At 70.5% G+C, this 15661-nt stretch carries 12 protein-coding genes and 1 tRNA gene; 10 read left to right on the top strand and 3 right to left on the bottom strand.

Annotated elements, in window-relative coordinates; translation table 11 throughout:
- Positions 1-3 precede the first annotated feature (3 nt).
- The gene (locus WME73_RS21430) at positions 4-591 is read right to left on the bottom strand and encodes a response regulator (protein WP_012236418.1); all 588 of its coding nucleotides are present in this window, start codon (positions 589-591) and stop codon (positions 4-6) included.
- A gap of 3 nt (positions 592-594) precedes the next feature.
- Entirely contained in the window at positions 595-1512 is a 918-nt protein-coding gene (locus WME73_RS21425) for an NUDIX hydrolase (RefSeq protein WP_437747259.1), read from the bottom strand.
- 527 nt (positions 1513-2039) lie between these two features.
- Here WME73_RS21425 and WME73_RS21420 point away from each other — a divergent pair.
- Entirely contained in the window at positions 2040-2402 is a 363-nt protein-coding gene (locus tag WME73_RS21420; protein ID WP_012236416.1) for a TraR/DksA family transcriptional regulator, read from the top strand.
- 126 nt (positions 2403-2528) lie between these two features.
- Here WME73_RS21420 and uvrA read toward each other — a convergent pair whose 3' ends face one another.
- Positions 2529-5498 carry an excinuclease ABC subunit UvrA gene (gene uvrA / locus WME73_RS21415; RefSeq protein ID WP_437747258.1) on the bottom strand — a complete coding sequence of 990 codons (2970 nt, stop codon included), beginning with the start codon at positions 5496-5498 and terminating at the stop codon, positions 2529-2531.
- Between the two features lie 241 nt (positions 5499-5739).
- Here uvrA and WME73_RS21410 point away from each other — a divergent pair, with 241 nt between their 5' ends.
- The 9 genes from WME73_RS21410 to WME73_RS21370 all read left to right on the top strand — a co-directional run bounded on the left by WME73_RS21410 (position 5740) and on the right by WME73_RS21370 (position 15569).
- A complete protein-coding gene (locus tag WME73_RS21410; protein WP_437916898.1) occupies positions 5740-6798 on the top strand; it encodes a formylglycine-generating enzyme family protein in 1059 nt (352 codons plus the stop codon).
- A 1-nt stretch (position 6799) separates the two neighbouring features.
- Positions 6800-7789 carry a formylglycine-generating enzyme family protein gene (locus WME73_RS21405; RefSeq protein ID WP_437747256.1) on the top strand — a complete coding sequence of 330 codons (990 nt, stop codon included), beginning with the start codon at positions 6800-6802 and terminating at the stop codon, positions 7787-7789.
- A 274-nt stretch (positions 7790-8063) separates the two neighbouring features.
- Positions 8064-8137 (top strand) — tRNA-Ile (locus tag WME73_RS21400).
- A gap of 35 nt (positions 8138-8172) precedes the next feature.
- Positions 8173-8928, top strand: a complete 756-nt coding sequence (locus tag WME73_RS21395) for a zinc ribbon domain-containing protein (RefSeq protein WP_437747255.1) — start codon at positions 8173-8175, stop codon at positions 8926-8928.
- Between the two features lie 13 nt (positions 8929-8941).
- Positions 8942-10213, top strand: a complete 1272-nt coding sequence (locus WME73_RS21390; RefSeq protein WP_437747254.1) for a serine/threonine protein kinase — start codon at positions 8942-8944, stop codon at positions 10211-10213.
- A gap of 162 nt (positions 10214-10375) precedes the next feature.
- The gene (locus tag WME73_RS21385; RefSeq protein WP_437747253.1) at positions 10376-10897 is read left to right on the top strand and encodes a hypothetical protein; all 522 of its coding nucleotides are present in this window, start codon (positions 10376-10378) and stop codon (positions 10895-10897) included.
- A 24-nt stretch (positions 10898-10921) separates the two neighbouring features.
- Positions 10922-13324 (top strand): PrkA family serine protein kinase, encoded by a 2403-nt coding sequence (locus WME73_RS21380; RefSeq protein WP_437916897.1) that lies wholly within the window; start codon positions 10922-10924, stop codon positions 13322-13324.
- Positions 13325-13332: 8 nt separating this feature from the next.
- A complete protein-coding gene (locus WME73_RS21375) occupies positions 13333-14127 on the top strand; it encodes a TatD family hydrolase (RefSeq protein ID WP_437747251.1) in 795 nt (264 codons plus the stop codon).
- Between the two features lie 68 nt (positions 14128-14195).
- Complete coding sequence (locus tag WME73_RS21370) at positions 14196-15569, top strand: TonB family protein (protein WP_437916896.1); 1374 nt, start codon at positions 14196-14198, stop codon at positions 15567-15569.
- Positions 15570-15661: the final 92 nt, after the last annotated feature.

Genomic DNA, 15661 nt, shown 5'->3' with positions numbered 1-15661 from the left:
GCGTCACCCTCGCTCGAGGCCCATGAGCCGCTCGAGCGAGTCGCGCAGCTCGCCGGCCTCGCCCTTCTTGATGAAGTCGTAGGCGCCGGCCTCGGTCGCGTTCTTCTTCATGTCCTCGTGGTTCGAGTACACGATGCAGCGGATGTGCGAGGTCGCGTCGATGGAGCGGAGCCGCTCCAGGCAGCGCACGCCGTCGAGGCCCGGCATCATGATGTCCAGGATGAGCGCGTCGGGCTGGAGGTTGCCCACCGCGACGAGCGCGTCGAACGGATCCTGGAACGTCGTCAGGTCGAACCTCCGCGACAGCGTCTTGCGGAGCGCGGCGAGGACGGAGGGGTCGTCGTCGACCACGACGACCTTCGGCTTGCCCATCCGGAGGATCTCCGGGATCGGGTAGCCGTACTTTCGGAGGAAATCGAGCACGTCCAGCCGCCGGAAACGGAGGTGCCGTCCGGGCGTGCGGAAGTGGCGGATCTCCCCCTTGTCCGCCCAATTGTGGATGGTCTTGAGGTCCACCTGACAGAAGCGCGCGACGTCGCTCGCGGTGAACAGCTCAGGCTGCGTCGTGTTCTCTTTCGGGTTCGTTTCCATGGCTCACTCCTCGAGATCAGGCGTCGCCGGCACGGAGGGGGCATTCGTCTGGGGGGTGTCGAAGCTGGTCGGCACGGGTGGATCTGGCTCTCGTTCCTGTTTGATGTGGATCAGGGATCCATGTGCGCAGCATTCTTCGGCGACGAAGCGCCCGTTGCGCAGGACATAACGGGTCGGACCCTCGGTGGGCCGATCGCGGGCCTCGTGCGAAGGGTCGCCTGGCAGCGCCAGGTAGGGTGGCTCGGCCCCATCGCCCGGGACGAAGCGCGGACAGATCGGCAAGAGCGACTGGCGTTCCGCGAGCGCCACGGCGCTGCGCACGTCTGCGACCGCGGCGAGGAGATCGAGCGTGCGTGAAGTCGGCGGAGCGAGAAGGATCTCCCCACGCGCGGCGCGCTCCAGGACCTCGGACGGCGCTGCCCAGAAGCTCATTGTCGTCTCGTGCCCGTCGTGTCGCCCGATCTGGCCTGGCGGTAGCGGTAGCAGGAAGAAGCGCGCGTCGAAGCGCCGCGCCTCGGCGAGGGGCGTGATCCACCGCGCCCACGGGACGAGCGCCGCGAGCGCGAGCTTCAGGCCGCGCCGCGCGAGGACCGCATCGAGCGGCGCCCCGGCGGCGAGCTCCCGCCCCACCGCGTCGACCTCGTCGCCGGGCAGCGGAAGATCGGTCGGCAGAATGCCCCCTTCCTCCAGCGTCTCGCGGCACGCGGCCACGCACAGCGCTCGCGCCGGCGTCTCGCCCGTCGCGAACGCAGCGGCGCGCGCCGGTGGCTCGGTCGCCCGATCCGCCCAGACTTCCGCGCCGTCCTGCGCGTCCACTTTCCCACCAGGGAACACCACGGCGCCCCCCATGAAGCTCGAGCTCGCGTGGCGGCGAACGCAGAACACCTCGATTCCAGCGCGACCGTCACGGAGGACGATCACCGTGGAGGCATCGCGGGGACGGACCGGGGTTCGGTTCTGATCGAAATCCAGCAATATGGGATAAATTTGTTCCACGTGAGCTGCCTTTCGTCAAACCGTCCGCTGCGTCTCATTTCCGGCGTGCTCTGGGGTGAGCATGCGGGTTTGAGGCCAAGTCCGCCGCCTTTTCCGGCGGCTCGGGGACTTCCCGCAGATGCTTTCCACGCTGTCCCGACAACCGATGCCAACCGATGCCGCAGCGTGCGGTCGGTCGCGGGCGTGATGGTGCTCGATGGCGAGCGATGGCGAATCGAGAGGCGTCGGCTGCAGTGAGCTCGGGCGATCTCTGCCTACGACGGAGGCGTCGTTGACGGGCTCGGCCCCCACGCCTAGAATCCCGCGCCTCGCAATTTCGGGGGGTTGTCTGGCCTCTTCGGACATGTCGCGGAGCCGTAAGTCCCGGCAGCCGGGGTCAGCGCCCCGCGGCTTGCATGCGCCAGGGAGCTCAGACGGCAGCGCCGAACGGCGCATTCGACGCGAGAGGACCTATGAACAAGGCCCAGCTGAAAAAGTTCAAGACCCTGCTTGAGACGAAGCGCGACGAGATCGTCAAGAAGGCCAAGCAAACGCTGACCGAGGACATGATGCTCGACGCGAACGATCTCCCTGACGAGATGGACCTCGCGTCGAGCGAGTACCTGCAGTCGTTCACCTTCCGGCTCCGTGGCCGCGAGAAGTCGTTCCTCGACAAGATCCAGAAGGCGCTCGTGAAGATCGAGGACGGCTCGTTCGGCAAGTGCGAGGAGTGTGAGGAGGAGATCTCGGCGAAGCGCCTCGAGGCGCGCCCCGAGACGACCCTGTGCATCCGCTGCAAAGAGGATCAGGAGAGGGTCGAGAAGGACTACGGCTGACGCTGCGCCACGCGAGGAGGCCGGCCGTCGGTCGCCTCCTTGCGCGAGGGTGCCTCGGCGCCGTCGGGCGTGCGCTCCTGCTCCCGGTCCACGTCGCGCGGACCGGGCGGGGCCACGCCCGTTCTGCTATTTACGGGCGGCTGCGCGGCTGCGCGGCTGCTGTGGGGTGCGACGCTTCGACGCTGCGAGCACCTCGCGCAGGTACGCGCCGGTGAATGACGCCTCCTCCTGCGCGATGTCCTCCGGGGTGCCAGCAGCGACGATCGTCCCGCCGCGCTCGCCGCCCTCGGGGCCCAGGTCGATCACCCAGTCGCTGCATGCGATCACGTCGAGGTTGTGCTCGATCACGAGGACGGTGTTCCCGGCGTCGCGCAGGCTCATCAGGCTCCCGGTGAGCACCTCGATGTCAGAGAAGTGCAGGCCCGTCGTCGGCTCGTCGAGCACGTAGAGCGTGCGGCCGGTGGCCTTGCGCGCGAGCTCGCGCGCGAGCTTCACGCGCTGCGCCTCGCCGCCCGAGAGCGTCGTCGCGGGCTGCCCCAGGGTGATGTAGCCGAGGCCGACCCGCGCGAGCGCGGCGAGCCGCTCCCGGACGCGGGGGAGCGCCTCGAACTGGTCAATCGCCTGCTCGACCGTCAGGTCGAGCGCGTCGGCGATCGACATCCCGCGGTAGAGCACCTCGAGCGTCTCGCGGTTGTACCGGCGGCCGCCGCACGTCTCGCACGTCACGAAGATGTCGGGCAGGAAGTGCATCTCGATCCGGAGCACGCCGTCGCCCTGGCAGGCCTCGCACCGTCCGCCCTTCACGTTGAACGAGAAGCGGCCCGCCTTGTACCCGCGCGTCCTCGCCTCCGGGAGGCCCGCGTAGAGCTCGCGGAGGAGCCCGAAGACCCCCGTGTACGTCGCCGGGTTCGAGCGCGGCGTGCGGCCGATCGGGGCTTGATCGATCGAGATGACCTTGTCGATGTGCGAGAGGCCCTCGATGCCGTCGCACGCGCCGATCGGGGCGGAGCTCCTGTACAGCTCGTTCTTCGCGGCCGGCAGCAGCGTGTCGACGATGAGGCTCGACTTGCCCGAGCCCGACACGCCGGTGACCGTGCAGAAGAGGCCGACGGGGATCTCGGCCGTGACGTTGAGCAGGTTGTGGGCCCGCGCGCCGCTGACGCGGATGAAGCGCCCGTCGGGGCGCTGGCGCTTCGTGGGGATCGCCAGCTGCTTCTTGCCGCTGAGGTACGGGCCGGTGATCGACGCCGGATCGGCGCTCAGCTCCTCCGGCGTGCCCTGCGCCACCACGTTGCCGCCGTGCACGCCGGCGCCCGGGCCCATGTCCACGATGTGGTCGGCCGCGAGGATGGCGTCGCGGTCGTGCTCGACGACGACCACGGTGTTGCCGAGGTCCACGAGCCGCCTGAGCGCCTCGAGCAGGCGCGTGTTGTCGCGCGCGTGCAGGCCCACCGAGGGCTCGTCGAGCACGTAGAGCACGCCGACGAGCGCGGCCCCGATCTGCGTCGCGAGGCGGATGCGCTGGCCCTCGCCGCCGGAGAGGGTCTGCGCGGAGCGGTCGAGCGTGAGGTAGTCGAGCCCGACGTCGATGAGGAACCCGAGGCGGGCGATCACCGCCCGGAGCAGCGGCTCGGCGATCGCGCGCTCGCGCGGCGCGAGCGCCCCGTCGACGTGGGCCTCGCCAGCGGCCTGCCCATCGGCGGAGGCCCGCGGCGCCCCCTCCTTCGGCGGCATGAGGCCCTCGAGGAAGACGCGCAGCGTGCGCAGCGGCAGGGTGCCGACGTCCGCGATGTTGCGATCCCCGAGGCGCACGGCGAGCGCCTCCGGGCGCAGGCGCCTGCCGTCGCAGGCGTCGCACACGCGCGTGATGACGAAGCGGCCGATCTCGTCGGAGAGCGCGGCGCTGTCCTCGTCGGGATCGGCCTCCTCCTCGTCGGCGAGGGCGGGCTCGCCGCTGCTCAGCAGGCGCTCGAGCCGCGGGATGATCCCCTCATAGGCGGCCCTCTTCTTCCCCCGGCCGCCGGCGCCCTGGGCGTCGCTCCCCTCGAGGATCGCCTGCCGCACCGCCGCCGAAAGCTTCGCCCATGGGACGTCCGGATCGCAGCCGAGCGTGCTGACCGCCCGCTCCGTCTCCGTGGCGAGCGAGAGCGAGCCGCGGCGCCCCCAGGCCACCACCGCGCCCTCGCGGAGCGTGCGCCGAGGATCGGGGACGACGCGGTCCGGATCGATGCGGGTCCTCGCGCCGATGCCGTCGCAGGCCGGGCACGCGCCGTGCGGGCCGTTGAAGGAGAACATCCGCGGCTCGATGGGCGGCAGCGAGATGCCGCAGTCGATGCACGCGAAGCGCTCGCTCATCCAGAGCGGCTCGATCTTCATGCCGTCGCTGGAGATGTCGACGAGCAGCCTGCCCTCGCCCAGCTTGAGCGCGAGCTCGACGGAGTCGGTGAGCCGGCCCTTGATGCCGTCCTTGACCACGATCCGGTCCACGACCACATCGAGGTCGTGCGCGCGCGTTCGGTCGAGGACGATCTCGTCGCCGAGATCGACGATCTCGCCGTCGATGCGCGCTCGCACGAAGCCCTCCCGGCGCAGCCGCTCGATGTCGAGCTTCAGCTCTCCGCGGCGGCCTCGCGCGATGGGCGCCATGATCGTGACCCGCGTCTTGTCCCCGAAATCGAGGATGCGGTCGACGATCTGTTGCACGGTCTGGGCCTCGATCCGCTTGCCGCACGCGGGGCAGTGCGGGGTGCCGACCCGCGCGAAGAGCAGGCGGAGGTAGTCCGAGATCTCGGTCACCGTGCCGACGGTCGAGCGCGGGCTCTTCGCCAGCGCGCGCTGCTCGATCGCGATGGCGGGCGAGAGGCCCTCGATCGACTCGACGTCTGGCTTGGACAGCTGCTCGAGGAACTGCCGCGCGTAGGCGGAGAGCGACTCGACGTAGCGGCGCTGCCCTTCCGCGTAGATGGTGTCGAACGCCAGGGACGACTTGCCCGAGCCGCTCGGGCCGGTGATCACCACCAGGCGGTCGCGCGGAAGCGACACGCTGACGTTCTTGAGGTTGTGCTGCCGGGCGCCTCGAACGACCAGTCGATCCATAGGGGGAACCGGAGAGCTATCACACACGGAAGCGGGCGTGGCGCCGCTCCTGCTCGCCGCTCGCTGCTCAGTTGGCTCTGTTGCCCCTGTGGTCCCGCCCCGTCGCGCGCCGCGCCCGCGACGCGCCCCGCACCGCGCGCGCCAGGTCTTCCGGTTGTCTTGCAATTCTTCTCACGTCGCTGGGCTGCGAGCTGGACTATGAGAGGGCGCGCAGGTGGAAGCGCGTGCAAGGAGTGTCCTGATGGCGGTCGGCGCCGGCGCTGCGCTCGGCGTGGTCGCGCTCCTTGCGCGGTACGCCCCTGAGCTCGACGCGCTGCTGCTCGCGCCGCCCTCTCCGTCCGGGCGCTCCGAGCCCGGCCCCGCTGCGGCGCGTTCTGCCGGGCCCGCGGCACCAGCATCGTCCACGCCTGCACCCGCCACGGCCGCTGGTCAGGAGGAGGCAGCAGCGCCCGCTCCGGGCTCGCCTCCCGGTGCGGCCCCGGTTCCGCGAAGCGCGAGCCTGCAGGCCGCCGCGGCGGCCCCGCTGGTCGATCCCTTCGCGGCGGATCCGGTGGCGCGCGCTGCGTGCCCCGCCGACATGAGCCTCGTGGAGGGCGATTTCTGTCCATCCCTCCCGTATGTCTGCACCCGCAGCGGCGATGGAGCCGGCCATGGCTGCCCCGAGTACGGGCGCGGCGCCCGCTGTCGGGCTCCGGTGGATCACCGGCGCTTCTGCATCGACCGCCACGAGTGGCCGAACCGGGTGGGCGAGCTCCCGCGCGTCTACGTCGACTGGTACGAAGCGAAGTCGCTCTGCGCCTCGATCGGCAGGCGGCTGTGCCGGCGCTCCGAGTGGATGCTCGCTTGCGAAGGACCGAAGCGCCTGCCGTATCCTTGGGGCTTCGTGCGCACGCCCAGCCCTTGCAACATCGACCGCGCCGCGATCGAGTTCGACATCGACGCCATGGTGGACGAGGCGACCCGCGAGGGCGAGATCGCCCGGCTGTGGCAGGCCGATCCCATCGGATCGCACCCGAACTGCATCAGCGCCTACGGGGCGTACGACCTCTCCGGCAACGTCGACGAGTGGACCGACAACCTCGCCGACGATCCGGGCACGTCGCGCCCGGCCACGCTCAACGGCGGCTACTGGGGTCCTGTTCGGAACACCTGCCGCCTCACGACCGGAGGGCACGGGCCGACGTTCAAGTTCTACCAGGTCGGCTTCCGCTGCTGCGCGGACACGGTCGACGGCGTCGTCACGCCGCCGCCGCGGCCCTTCATCGAGCGCGACCGCGAGAAGGACGGCGTGTACGACTGACATGCGCGAGCGCATCGCCTTCATCGCTGCCCTCGTCGTCGCCGCCCTGGTGAGCGCGCTCCTCTTTGCCCCCCGCTTCCAGAGGCCGCCTGGGCCGCTCGACGCGGCGAGCGCAGCCCCGGCTGCGAGCATCGCCCCGCCAGAGCCGGCCCCGCCCGCGCCCGCGGTGGCGCCGCCGGCGCCACCGCCGCTGCCTGCGTACGTGCGCGTCGACCCGGAGAGCCGCGCGGCGTGCCTCGGCGGGATGGTGCTCGTCGACGGCATTTATTGCCCGTACGTCGGGCACCACTGCGCCGCTTACATCGACGAGGAGAAGGACATCTGCGCGCGGTTCGAGCCGGAGGTCCTCTGCGAGGGGCGCCTCCAGCACCGGCGCTTCTGCATCGACGTCTTCGAGTACCCGAACATCGAGGGCGTCCGCCCGGTGGTGATGGTCAACTGGCTGGAGGCGAAGCGCGCCTGCGAGATCGAGGGCAAGCGGCTCTGCTCCGGCGAGGAGTGGGAGTTCGCGTGCGAGGGGCCGCAGATGTGGCCCTATCCTTACGGGATCGCTCGCGATCCCGAAGCCTGCAACATCGACAAGAAGATCTCGATGCCGGTGCTCGAGACGTTCGCTGACCCATGGAAGATCTCGGCGGAGGTCGAGCGGCTCGATCGCCGGGTTGCGTCCGGGGAGATGCACCGGTGCGTCAGCCCCTTCGGCGTGCGCGACATGACCGGCAACGTCGACGAGTGGGTGAACAATGAGCTCGGCACGCTGGACGAGAAGCCGTTTCGATCGACGCTGAAAGGGGGCTACTGGGGGCCGATCCGCTCGCGATGCCGCCCGGTCACGTCGACGCACAACCGGTGGTTCCGCTTCTATCAGGTCGGGTTCCGGTGCTGCTCCGACGCCCTCGACGGGGGCAAGGCCGTGACCCCGGCGGCCAAGACAGCGCGCATCCCACGCCGCAGCCCGATGGTCGATCCGGGCGGGCGGCAGGGGCCGTGAGGGGCCGCAGCCCGGGCCTCTGGCGTGGCCTCTGGCTTGGACTGACCGCGCGCGCCGGCGCAATGTCCCTGCGCCATGCCCGGCGAGGCCCCCTCGCGCTGCGCCCGGTCCGCGAACGGGCTTCCCTCGCGGCCGAGCCACCCCTGACCGCCGTGGCGCCATCGTCGAACCCGGTCCGGCCGAACCGCTCCCCTTCCAACTGCGCGCCGCTTGGACTACGTTGTCCGCCGGTGCGAAAGTGGGCGGCCCCGATCGGGGGTTCGCCCTTGTACCAGGGCCTATAGCTCAATCGGTCAGAGCCCCCGGCTCATAACCGGGCTGTTCCTGGTTCGAGTCCAGGTGGGCCCACGAAAGCCACGAAACAGAAGGAGACAAGGAAGCACGTGAGCATCCGCGAGCAGATCGCATTCCTCGAAGAGCTGTCGGCCATCGACAGCGAGATCCGCCGCATCGATGAGCAGCTCGACAAACAGCGCGGCAGCCTGGAAGGGATGCGGTCCGACCTGAAGCGGCTAGAGGAGCGGCTGAAGGGCGATCGGGAGACCCTGGCGGCCATGGAGAAGACGCGCTCCGAGCTCGTCGTCGAGCTCCGACAGATGTCGAGCCAGATCGAGCGCTCGCGGGAGAAGCTGCAGCGCTCCCGGAACGAGCGCGAGTCCAACGCGGCGCAGCGCGAGATCGAGGAGCTGCGCAAGCTGCACCGCGATCGCGAGGAAGAGATCGAGCGGCTGAACTCGGCCTCCGAGGGGGCGCGCTCGGCGATCGATGTGGCGGAGGCGAAGCGCGTCGATCTGGCGGGGGCGATCGACGGCAGCGCGCCGGGGACGCAGGCGTCGCTGGCCGCGCTCGAGGCCGAGCGCGCCCAGCGCGCCGAGGCGCGCGAGCAGGTGGTCCGCAAGCTGCCGGTCGTCCTGTACCGCCGCTACGAGTCGATCCGGACGCGCAGGCCCGTCGCGATCGCCCGCACCTACGACGGCACATGCCTCGGCTGCCACCTGTCCGTGCCGCCGATGATGTTCCAGAAGATGCGCCGCCAGGAGGAGTTCGAGCGGTGCCCGAACTGCAACCGGATCCTCTACTACATGCCGCCGGAGCCCGCGACGGGCAGCACGCCGGCCGCGGACCCCTCCCGCGCCTGATCCCGGGTGCGGCTTGAAGACGTGCTCCGCCTGTTTCAGGCTCTTCTCGCACGACAGCGGCTTCTGTCCCGTCGACGGGCAGCGCCTCATCCCGGTGGCTGAGGTAGCGCCGCCGGTCCACCCGGAGGACAGGCGCGTCGGCGCGACCCTTTGCGGCGGGCGCTACCAGATCTGGCGGATCGTCGCTGACGGGGGCATGGGGCGCGTCTACCAGGCGCTCGATCTTCGGACCGGCCGCAGCGTCGCCCTGAAGATCCTCCACCCCGAGGTCGCGCTCGACGAGGTGAGCGTCGAGCGCTTTCACCGCGAGTTCGAGGTCAGCGCGTCGCTGCCCCACGAACAGATCGTCGACGTGCTCGCCTTCGAGAAGACCGAGGACCACAGCTTCGCGCTGGTCATGGAGTACCTCGAGGGCGAGGAGCTCCGGACGGTCCTCAAGCGCGACAAGGTGCTGCCCCCCGAGCGCCTGGTGCGGATGCTGTCGCAGATCGCGCTCGGCCTCGAGGAGGCGCACAAGCGCAAGGTCGTGCACCGCGATCTCAAGCCGGACAACATCTTCCTGGTCGGCACGCACGACGGCGACATGGTGAAGATCCTCGACTTCGGCAGCGTGCGCGACAACAGCGAGGGCGCGAAGAAGCTGACCGTCGTCGGCACGACGATCGGGTCGCCCTTCTACATGTCCCCCGAGCAGGCGCAGGGGCTGCTCGCGCTCGACCATCGCGCCGACGTCTGGTCGGTCGCGGCGATCGTGTTCGAGTGCGTCACGGGGCAGGTCCCGTTCCACGCGCCGACCGGTCCGATGATCCTCGTGGCCATCATGGGCAACAATCCGCTGCCTCCGAGCGTGGCGGGCAAGGCGTACGGGGCGCCGGCCTCGCTCGATCCGGTGATGGAGGAGGCCTTCATGAAGAGCCCGGAGGCGCGCCTGCCTTCCGTCGGCCTGCTCGCCGATCGCGTGGGCCAGGCGTACGGCCTCGCGGGGTCGCACCGCGACTGGGCGTACCTACCGCAGAAGGAGCTCGCGGCCCGGATCCGCGCCGCGCTGCCGTCGGTCCTGGCCCGCCAGCCGCATGCCTCGGCGAGCGTGGGCGCGGTCCCCGCCGGCGCGAGCGGCGGGTCGATCGCCGCTGCGGTCATCGCGCCCTCGCCGGACGCTTCCGAGGCGTTCGCCGAGGACATCGTGATGGGCGTGCCACAGCGCTTGCCGCGGTGGGTCATCCCCGCGGTGGCCGGCGTGGCAGTGCTGCTCTGTGCGCTCGTCGCGCTGCTGATTTCGCGCTGACGGCGGCGCCGGGCCGTGCGCTCGTGCGACGTTACGCCTTACGCGCGGCGGCGGCGGCAGCGCAGGACGAAGGCGCGCGCGCTCCGGTTCAGTGCGCCATCGTCCTGGGCGCCGGGGCCCCGCGTTCGCGCTGGCGCCGCCGCTGTGTTATTTGTGTTGACCATGAGCACTCATCCTTCAACTCGGACCGGCAAGCCCCTCTCCGCCGCGATGTGCCTGATCGCGCTCTCCGGGCTCCCCGTCCTCGGCTGTAGCCAGAGCGAAGCGGCGACCTCTCGCGGCGCCACCGAGGCAGCACCTGCAGCCCCACCCCAGGGCGGAAAATCGAAGGTCGAGGATGCGGTCTACACCCTCGAAATGAAGCCGACAGGGACGTACAAGGCCGGCCAGGAGGGGCTCGTGGAGGTGTCGCTCCTGTCCAAGGGCGACTACCACATCAACGACAAATACCCCATCAAGTTCAAGGTCACCGAGGCGGCCGCCGAGGGCGTTTCGTACCCGAAGCCCTTGCTCAAGCGCGAGGACGGCGCGTTCGAGGAGACCAAGGGCGTCCTCAAGGTCCCGTTCGTGGCGGCCAAGAAGGGCAAGACCAAGGTGGCGGGCGTGCTCTCCTTCAGCATCTGCAGCGCCGCGAATTGCCTGATGCAGAAGCAGGAGCTCGAGGCGGTCGTCGACGTGCAGTAGGCAGAACGGTAAACTCAGCCTCACGTGAACAACGACACCTCCGGTTACCGGGGGGGCCAGCCCAGCGAGGTCGGCCCCAGCCAGACGGTCCAAGGCAGTGCGGCTGAGCGGGCTCGAAAGGCCCTCTCCGAGCTCGATGCCATCGCCTCCTCGATGGCCAGGCGGTTCAACGAAGAGCAGCGGGTCCTCTCCTTCCAGCAGTACCTGGAGCTCTTCGCTTCCAATCCGGTCCGCTTCGGACGCGACGCGGCTCGCTACGTCCGCGACATGTTCGACCATTTCGGCACGCGGACGATCAAGAAGCCCTGGGGGGAGCTGACCCGGTTCCAGCTCTTCGATCTGCCGTGGGAGCTGCCCGCAACCGAGCCCGCGCAGCAGGGCGCGCCGGCCGCGGCTTCGTACCACGGGCGGGACTTCGCGCTGATCGGCCATGAAGAGCTGCAGGCCGAGGTCTACCGGGTGCTCTGCAACTTCGTGCGCGAGGGCAGGGCCAACAGGCTCGTCCTGATGCACGGGCCGAACGGCTCGGCGAAGAGCACGCTCGCCGCCTGCATTCTGCGCGCCCTGGAGCACTACTCGACCCTCGACGAGGGGGCCGTGTACCGCTTCCACTGGGTGTTCCCGAGCCGCAAGACGATGCGCGGCTCGATCGGCTTCGGCGGCGACGTGAAGGCGAGCGCCGCGGACGGCACGAGCTACGCCCACCTCGAGGACGATCAGATCGACGCCCGGCTCGTGATCGAGCTCAGGGATCACCCGCTGTTCCTGCTCCCGGTGCGCGAGCGGCGGGCGCTCATCCTGAAGCTTTACGAGGACGCCGGCGCGACGGAGCCGCCGCCCGAGTGGCTGATGAGCGGCAAGCTGTCCCACAAGAACCAGCAGGTCTTCGAGGCGCTCCTCGTGGCGAGCGGCGGCTCGCTCGTCGAGACGTTGCGGCACGTCCAGGTCGAGCGGTACTTCATCTCCCGCCACTACCGCGTCGGCGCCGTCACGATCGGCCCGGAGCTCTCGGTCGACGCCGGCGAGCGGCAGATCACGGCAGATCGCTCGCTCGCCTCGCTCCCGACCTCGCTTCAGGCGACGACGCTCTTCGAGGCGCACGGTGAGCTGATCGAGGCCGCCGGGGGCGTGCTCGAGTTCAGCGATCTCCTCAAGCGACCGCTCGACGCTTTCCGGTACCTCCAGCTCACGCTGGAGACGGGGGAGGTCAGCCTGCCGCAGCAGACGGTGCAGACGAACGTCGTGATGATCGGAAGCGCCAACGACGTGCACCTCAACGCCTTCCGGGAGCATCCGGAGTTCCCGAGCTTCCGCGGGCGCTTCGAGCTCCTGCGTGCGCCCTACCTCCGGAGCTACCCCGACGAGCAGGCGATCTACGACACGCAGATCGTCCCGTTCGTGACCCGCCACGTCGCCCCGCACGCGACGCGCGTCGCCGCGCAGTTCGCCGTGCTCACCCGCATGCGGCAGCCGGAGGCGAAGCGGTATCCCGACGCGCTCGCGCCGCTCGTCTCGAGCCTCACGGCCGTCGAGAAGATGGAGCTGTTCGCGACGGGCACGGCGCCGGAGCGGTTCGACGCGGAGGCGCAGAAGGTCCTGCGCGCGGGCATCGAGGCGATCTACCACGAGAGCGACGCGTCCGTGGACTTCGAGGGGCGCCTCGGCGTCTCGCCGCGGGAGGTGCGGACGCTCCTGCTCGACGCGGCGCAGAGCGAGGATCACGCGTGCCTCTCCCCGTTCGCCGTGCTCTCGGAGCTCGACGCGCTCTGCAAGCGGCAGGCGGAGTACGACTGGCTCAAGGAGAAGCAGCTCGCGGGCGGCTACCACGATCACCGTCTCTTCCGCGAGGTCGTGCGCACGCGCCTGCTCGACACGACCGAGGAGGAGATGCGGACGGCCAGCGGCCTCGTCGACGAGACGCGCTACGCCGAGCTGTTCGATCGGTACGTCTCCCACGTCGGCGTCTGGGTGAAGGGGGAGAAGATCAGGAACCCGCACACCGGCGACTTCGAGAACCCTGACGAGCGCATGATGCGCGAGGTGGAGGCGCTCCTCGGGGTCCGCACGAAGCACGACGATCACCGGCGCGGCCTGATCTCGGCCATCGCGGCGTGGGCCATCGACCACCCTGGGCAGAAGATCGTCAACGCAGTCGTGTTCCCGCAGCAGATCCGCAAGTTGCGGGAGGCGGTGTTCACGGAGCGGCGCAAGGGCGTGGCGCTCCTGGTTCGCGATCTCGTCGCGCTCCTCCGCGACGCGCAGAGCGACGGCAAGTCCGAGAAGGGCTGGGGCGAGCTGCGCGAGGAAGAGCGCAGGAACGCGACGCGCGCGCTCGAGCGGCTGCGCGGGATGGGCTACTGCGACCGCTGTGCGCTCGACGCCGCGAGCGCGCTGCTCCGCGCGCGCTTCGCTGAGCTCGTCACCTGAAGCGAAGCATGATCATCGACTCGCACTGCCACGTCGATCCACGTCATTTCCGCGAGGGAGCCGATGTCGTCCTGGACCGCGCGCGGGCCGCCGGCGTGGACGCGTTCGTGGTCGTCGGCGTCGACGCGGATCTCTCCGCGGCGCGCTTCGCCGCGGCGCTCGCGGCGCGGCGTGCCGACGTGCACGCCGCGGTCGGCGTCCATCCGCACGATGCCTCCGCCTTGGACGACCGGATGCTCGCGGAGCTCGAGGTCCTCGCGCGCCTGCCCGAGGTCGTGGCCGTCGGCGAGATCGGCCTCGACTACCACTACATGCACTCGCCGAAGGACACACAGCAGCGCGTCTTCGCCGACCTCGTCGCCCTCGCTCGGAGGGTGGAGAAGCCCATCGTCGTCCACACGCGCGAGGCGCCAGAAGACACGCTCGCGATCCTGGAGCGCGCCCAGGCGAGCGACGTCGGCGGCATCATCCATTGCTTCTCCGAGGATCGCGCGTTCGCCGAGCGGGCGCTCGCGCTCGATTTCGACCTCTCGTTCTCGGGCATCGTGACCTTCAAGACTGCACGCGCGATCCAGGAGGTCGCCGCCTGGGCTCCGGCGGATCGGATCCTGGTCGAGACGGACAGCCCTTACCTCGCGCCGGTGCCGTTCCGGGGGAAACGGTGCGAGCCAGGGCACGTGCTGCACACGGCGCGCTTCGTCGCGGAGCTCCGGGGCGAGCCCTTCGAGGCGCTTGCCGCGCGCACGGCGGAGAACACCCGCAGGCGGCTGCGGCTTCCGCAGGACGGCGCGCTCACCGGCTGAGACGAGCGCGCGCGGGTCCGCGCCTGCGGGCTCGCCCCAGGCACGTTTCGAGGCATAGTGACAGCACGATGGCGCAGAGGTCTCGCGACGGTCGCCGGATCGCCTCCGCGTGGGCGCTCTCCGTCGCGGCCCACGCAGGGCTGGTGGGCGCAGGCGCGCTGGTCGTCGCTGGCTCGTTCTCGGCACGGGACGTAGCGCGCGCGCGGACGGTCGGGTCGCCAGCCCCGATGAGCGCGCCGATCGAGATCGAGCTGCCCGTCGTCACGGACGGCACGCTCGACCGCGCGGCGGCGACCGCGTCCGAGCTGGCCGTCCGCCTTTCGCGCGGCGGAGGGGAAGACGCACCGCGGCCGGACACGGGGACGAGCGGGCGTGGCGGTACCGACGCGGCGGAGCTGCCTGCGTTGAACCTCGCCGACAGGGACGACGCCACCTATCTGTCTCCAGAGATCCGTTCGCGCCTCGACAGGAGCCAGATCCAGCGCATCCGCTCGTCGTCCCAGCGCGCATCGCGCGAGGACTGGCGCGCCAGCCGGGAGCCCATGGAGCTCACGTTCCTCGCGGGGGGGCGGGTAGGCCGTCGGGCCGAGCGACGCGCGTCGGCCGAGCGCGATCCGTCGCTCGGGGCGCGCGATGGAGGCGCGCCCCAGCGTCGCGGCGGTAAGCTCGGCGCTGCGGCCCAGCCTGCAGGTATCGACGGCGCGACCGACGCGTCCGCTGCGCGCGACGCGACGCTTTCCCTGGGGGCGAGCCCGCGCGCCACAGGCGGTGCCGTCGAGGGAGGCGAGCGCGCGTCCGCGGGGCTGGGCGTTCGCGACGGGCGGCCCGGCGAGGATCACCGCGAGAGCGCGGCGGTTCCGCTGGCGCGGCCGATGGTCGCGGTGGGCACGCCATCCGTCCCCGCCGACGCCATGGGGCACCCGAACGACACGGTGGACAGCGAGCAGGAGGTGGCGACGGCGATCCAGTCGCTCGTTCACGCCAGCTCGGCCGGAGGGGCGCGTGGGTTCGGGCCAGGCGGACAGGCAGGACCGGGCGCGACTGGCGCGGGTGGCGTGGCGGGCGGCGGCGCGCGTTCCAGCGCGCTCGGTTCAGGGCGCGGCCGGCTGCTCGACAACGATCCGCTCGATCGCAGGCGCAGCCATTACATGAGGCAGGTCATGGCCAAGCTGCACCCGCTGTGGGCCGACGCGTTTCCCAAGTGGGCCGCAGGCGAGGGGCTTCAGGGGACCGTGATCGTGACCTTCGTGATCCACGCCGATGGGACCGTGGGGAGCGCGTCGGTGACGCGGCCGAGCGGCATCCCCGAGTTCGATGAGAACTGCCGGCGCGCGGTGCTGCGCGGTTCGCCGTACCCCCCGGTGCCGCCCGAGCTCGGCGAGAGCTTCCGGTGGTCGATGCCGTTCGAGGCGAGGAACCCCGCGGTCCTGCCGAAGCACTGAGAGCGTGAACGGTGATCCAGACCAATCTTCTGGGACGACTATGATTACCGAGATGACTGTGATGACCGAGAAGGCGGAGATGAGCGCGACGA

The organism is Sorangium sp. So ce302, assembly GCF_051530145.1.
GTDB classification, from domain to species: Bacteria; Myxococcota_A; Polyangia; order Polyangiales; family Polyangiaceae; genus Sorangium; species Sorangium cellulosum_B.
This window is presented reverse-complemented; position numbering and strand designations above follow the sequence as displayed.

Excerpts from the sequence above, each read along its gene's own strand:
- WME73_RS21430 (WP_012236418.1), bottom strand. The coding sequence starts at position 591 with ATGGAAACGAACCCGAAAGAGAACACGACGCAGCCTGAGCTGTTCACC.
- WME73_RS21420 (WP_012236416.1), top strand. The coding sequence starts at position 2,040 with ATGAACAAGGCCCAGCTGAAAAAGTTCAAGACCCTGCTTGAGACGAAG.
- uvrA (WP_437747258.1), bottom strand. The coding sequence starts at position 5,498 with ATGGATCGACTGGTCGTTCGAGGCGCCCGGCAGCACAACCTCAAGAAC.
- WME73_RS21410 (WP_437916898.1), top strand. The coding sequence starts at position 5,740 with ATGGCGGTCGGCGCCGGCGCTGCGCTCGGCGTGGTCGCGCTCCTTGCG.
- WME73_RS21405 (WP_437747256.1), top strand. The coding sequence starts at position 6,800 with ATGCGCGAGCGCATCGCCTTCATCGCTGCCCTCGTCGTCGCCGCCCTG.
- WME73_RS21385 (WP_437747253.1), top strand. The coding sequence starts at position 10,376 with ATGAGCACTCATCCTTCAACTCGGACCGGCAAGCCCCTCTCCGCCGCG.
- WME73_RS21375 (WP_437747251.1), top strand. The coding sequence starts at position 13,333 with ATGATCATCGACTCGCACTGCCACGTCGATCCACGTCATTTCCGCGAG.
- WME73_RS21370 (WP_437916896.1), top strand. The coding sequence starts at position 14,196 with ATGGCGCAGAGGTCTCGCGACGGTCGCCGGATCGCCTCCGCGTGGGCG.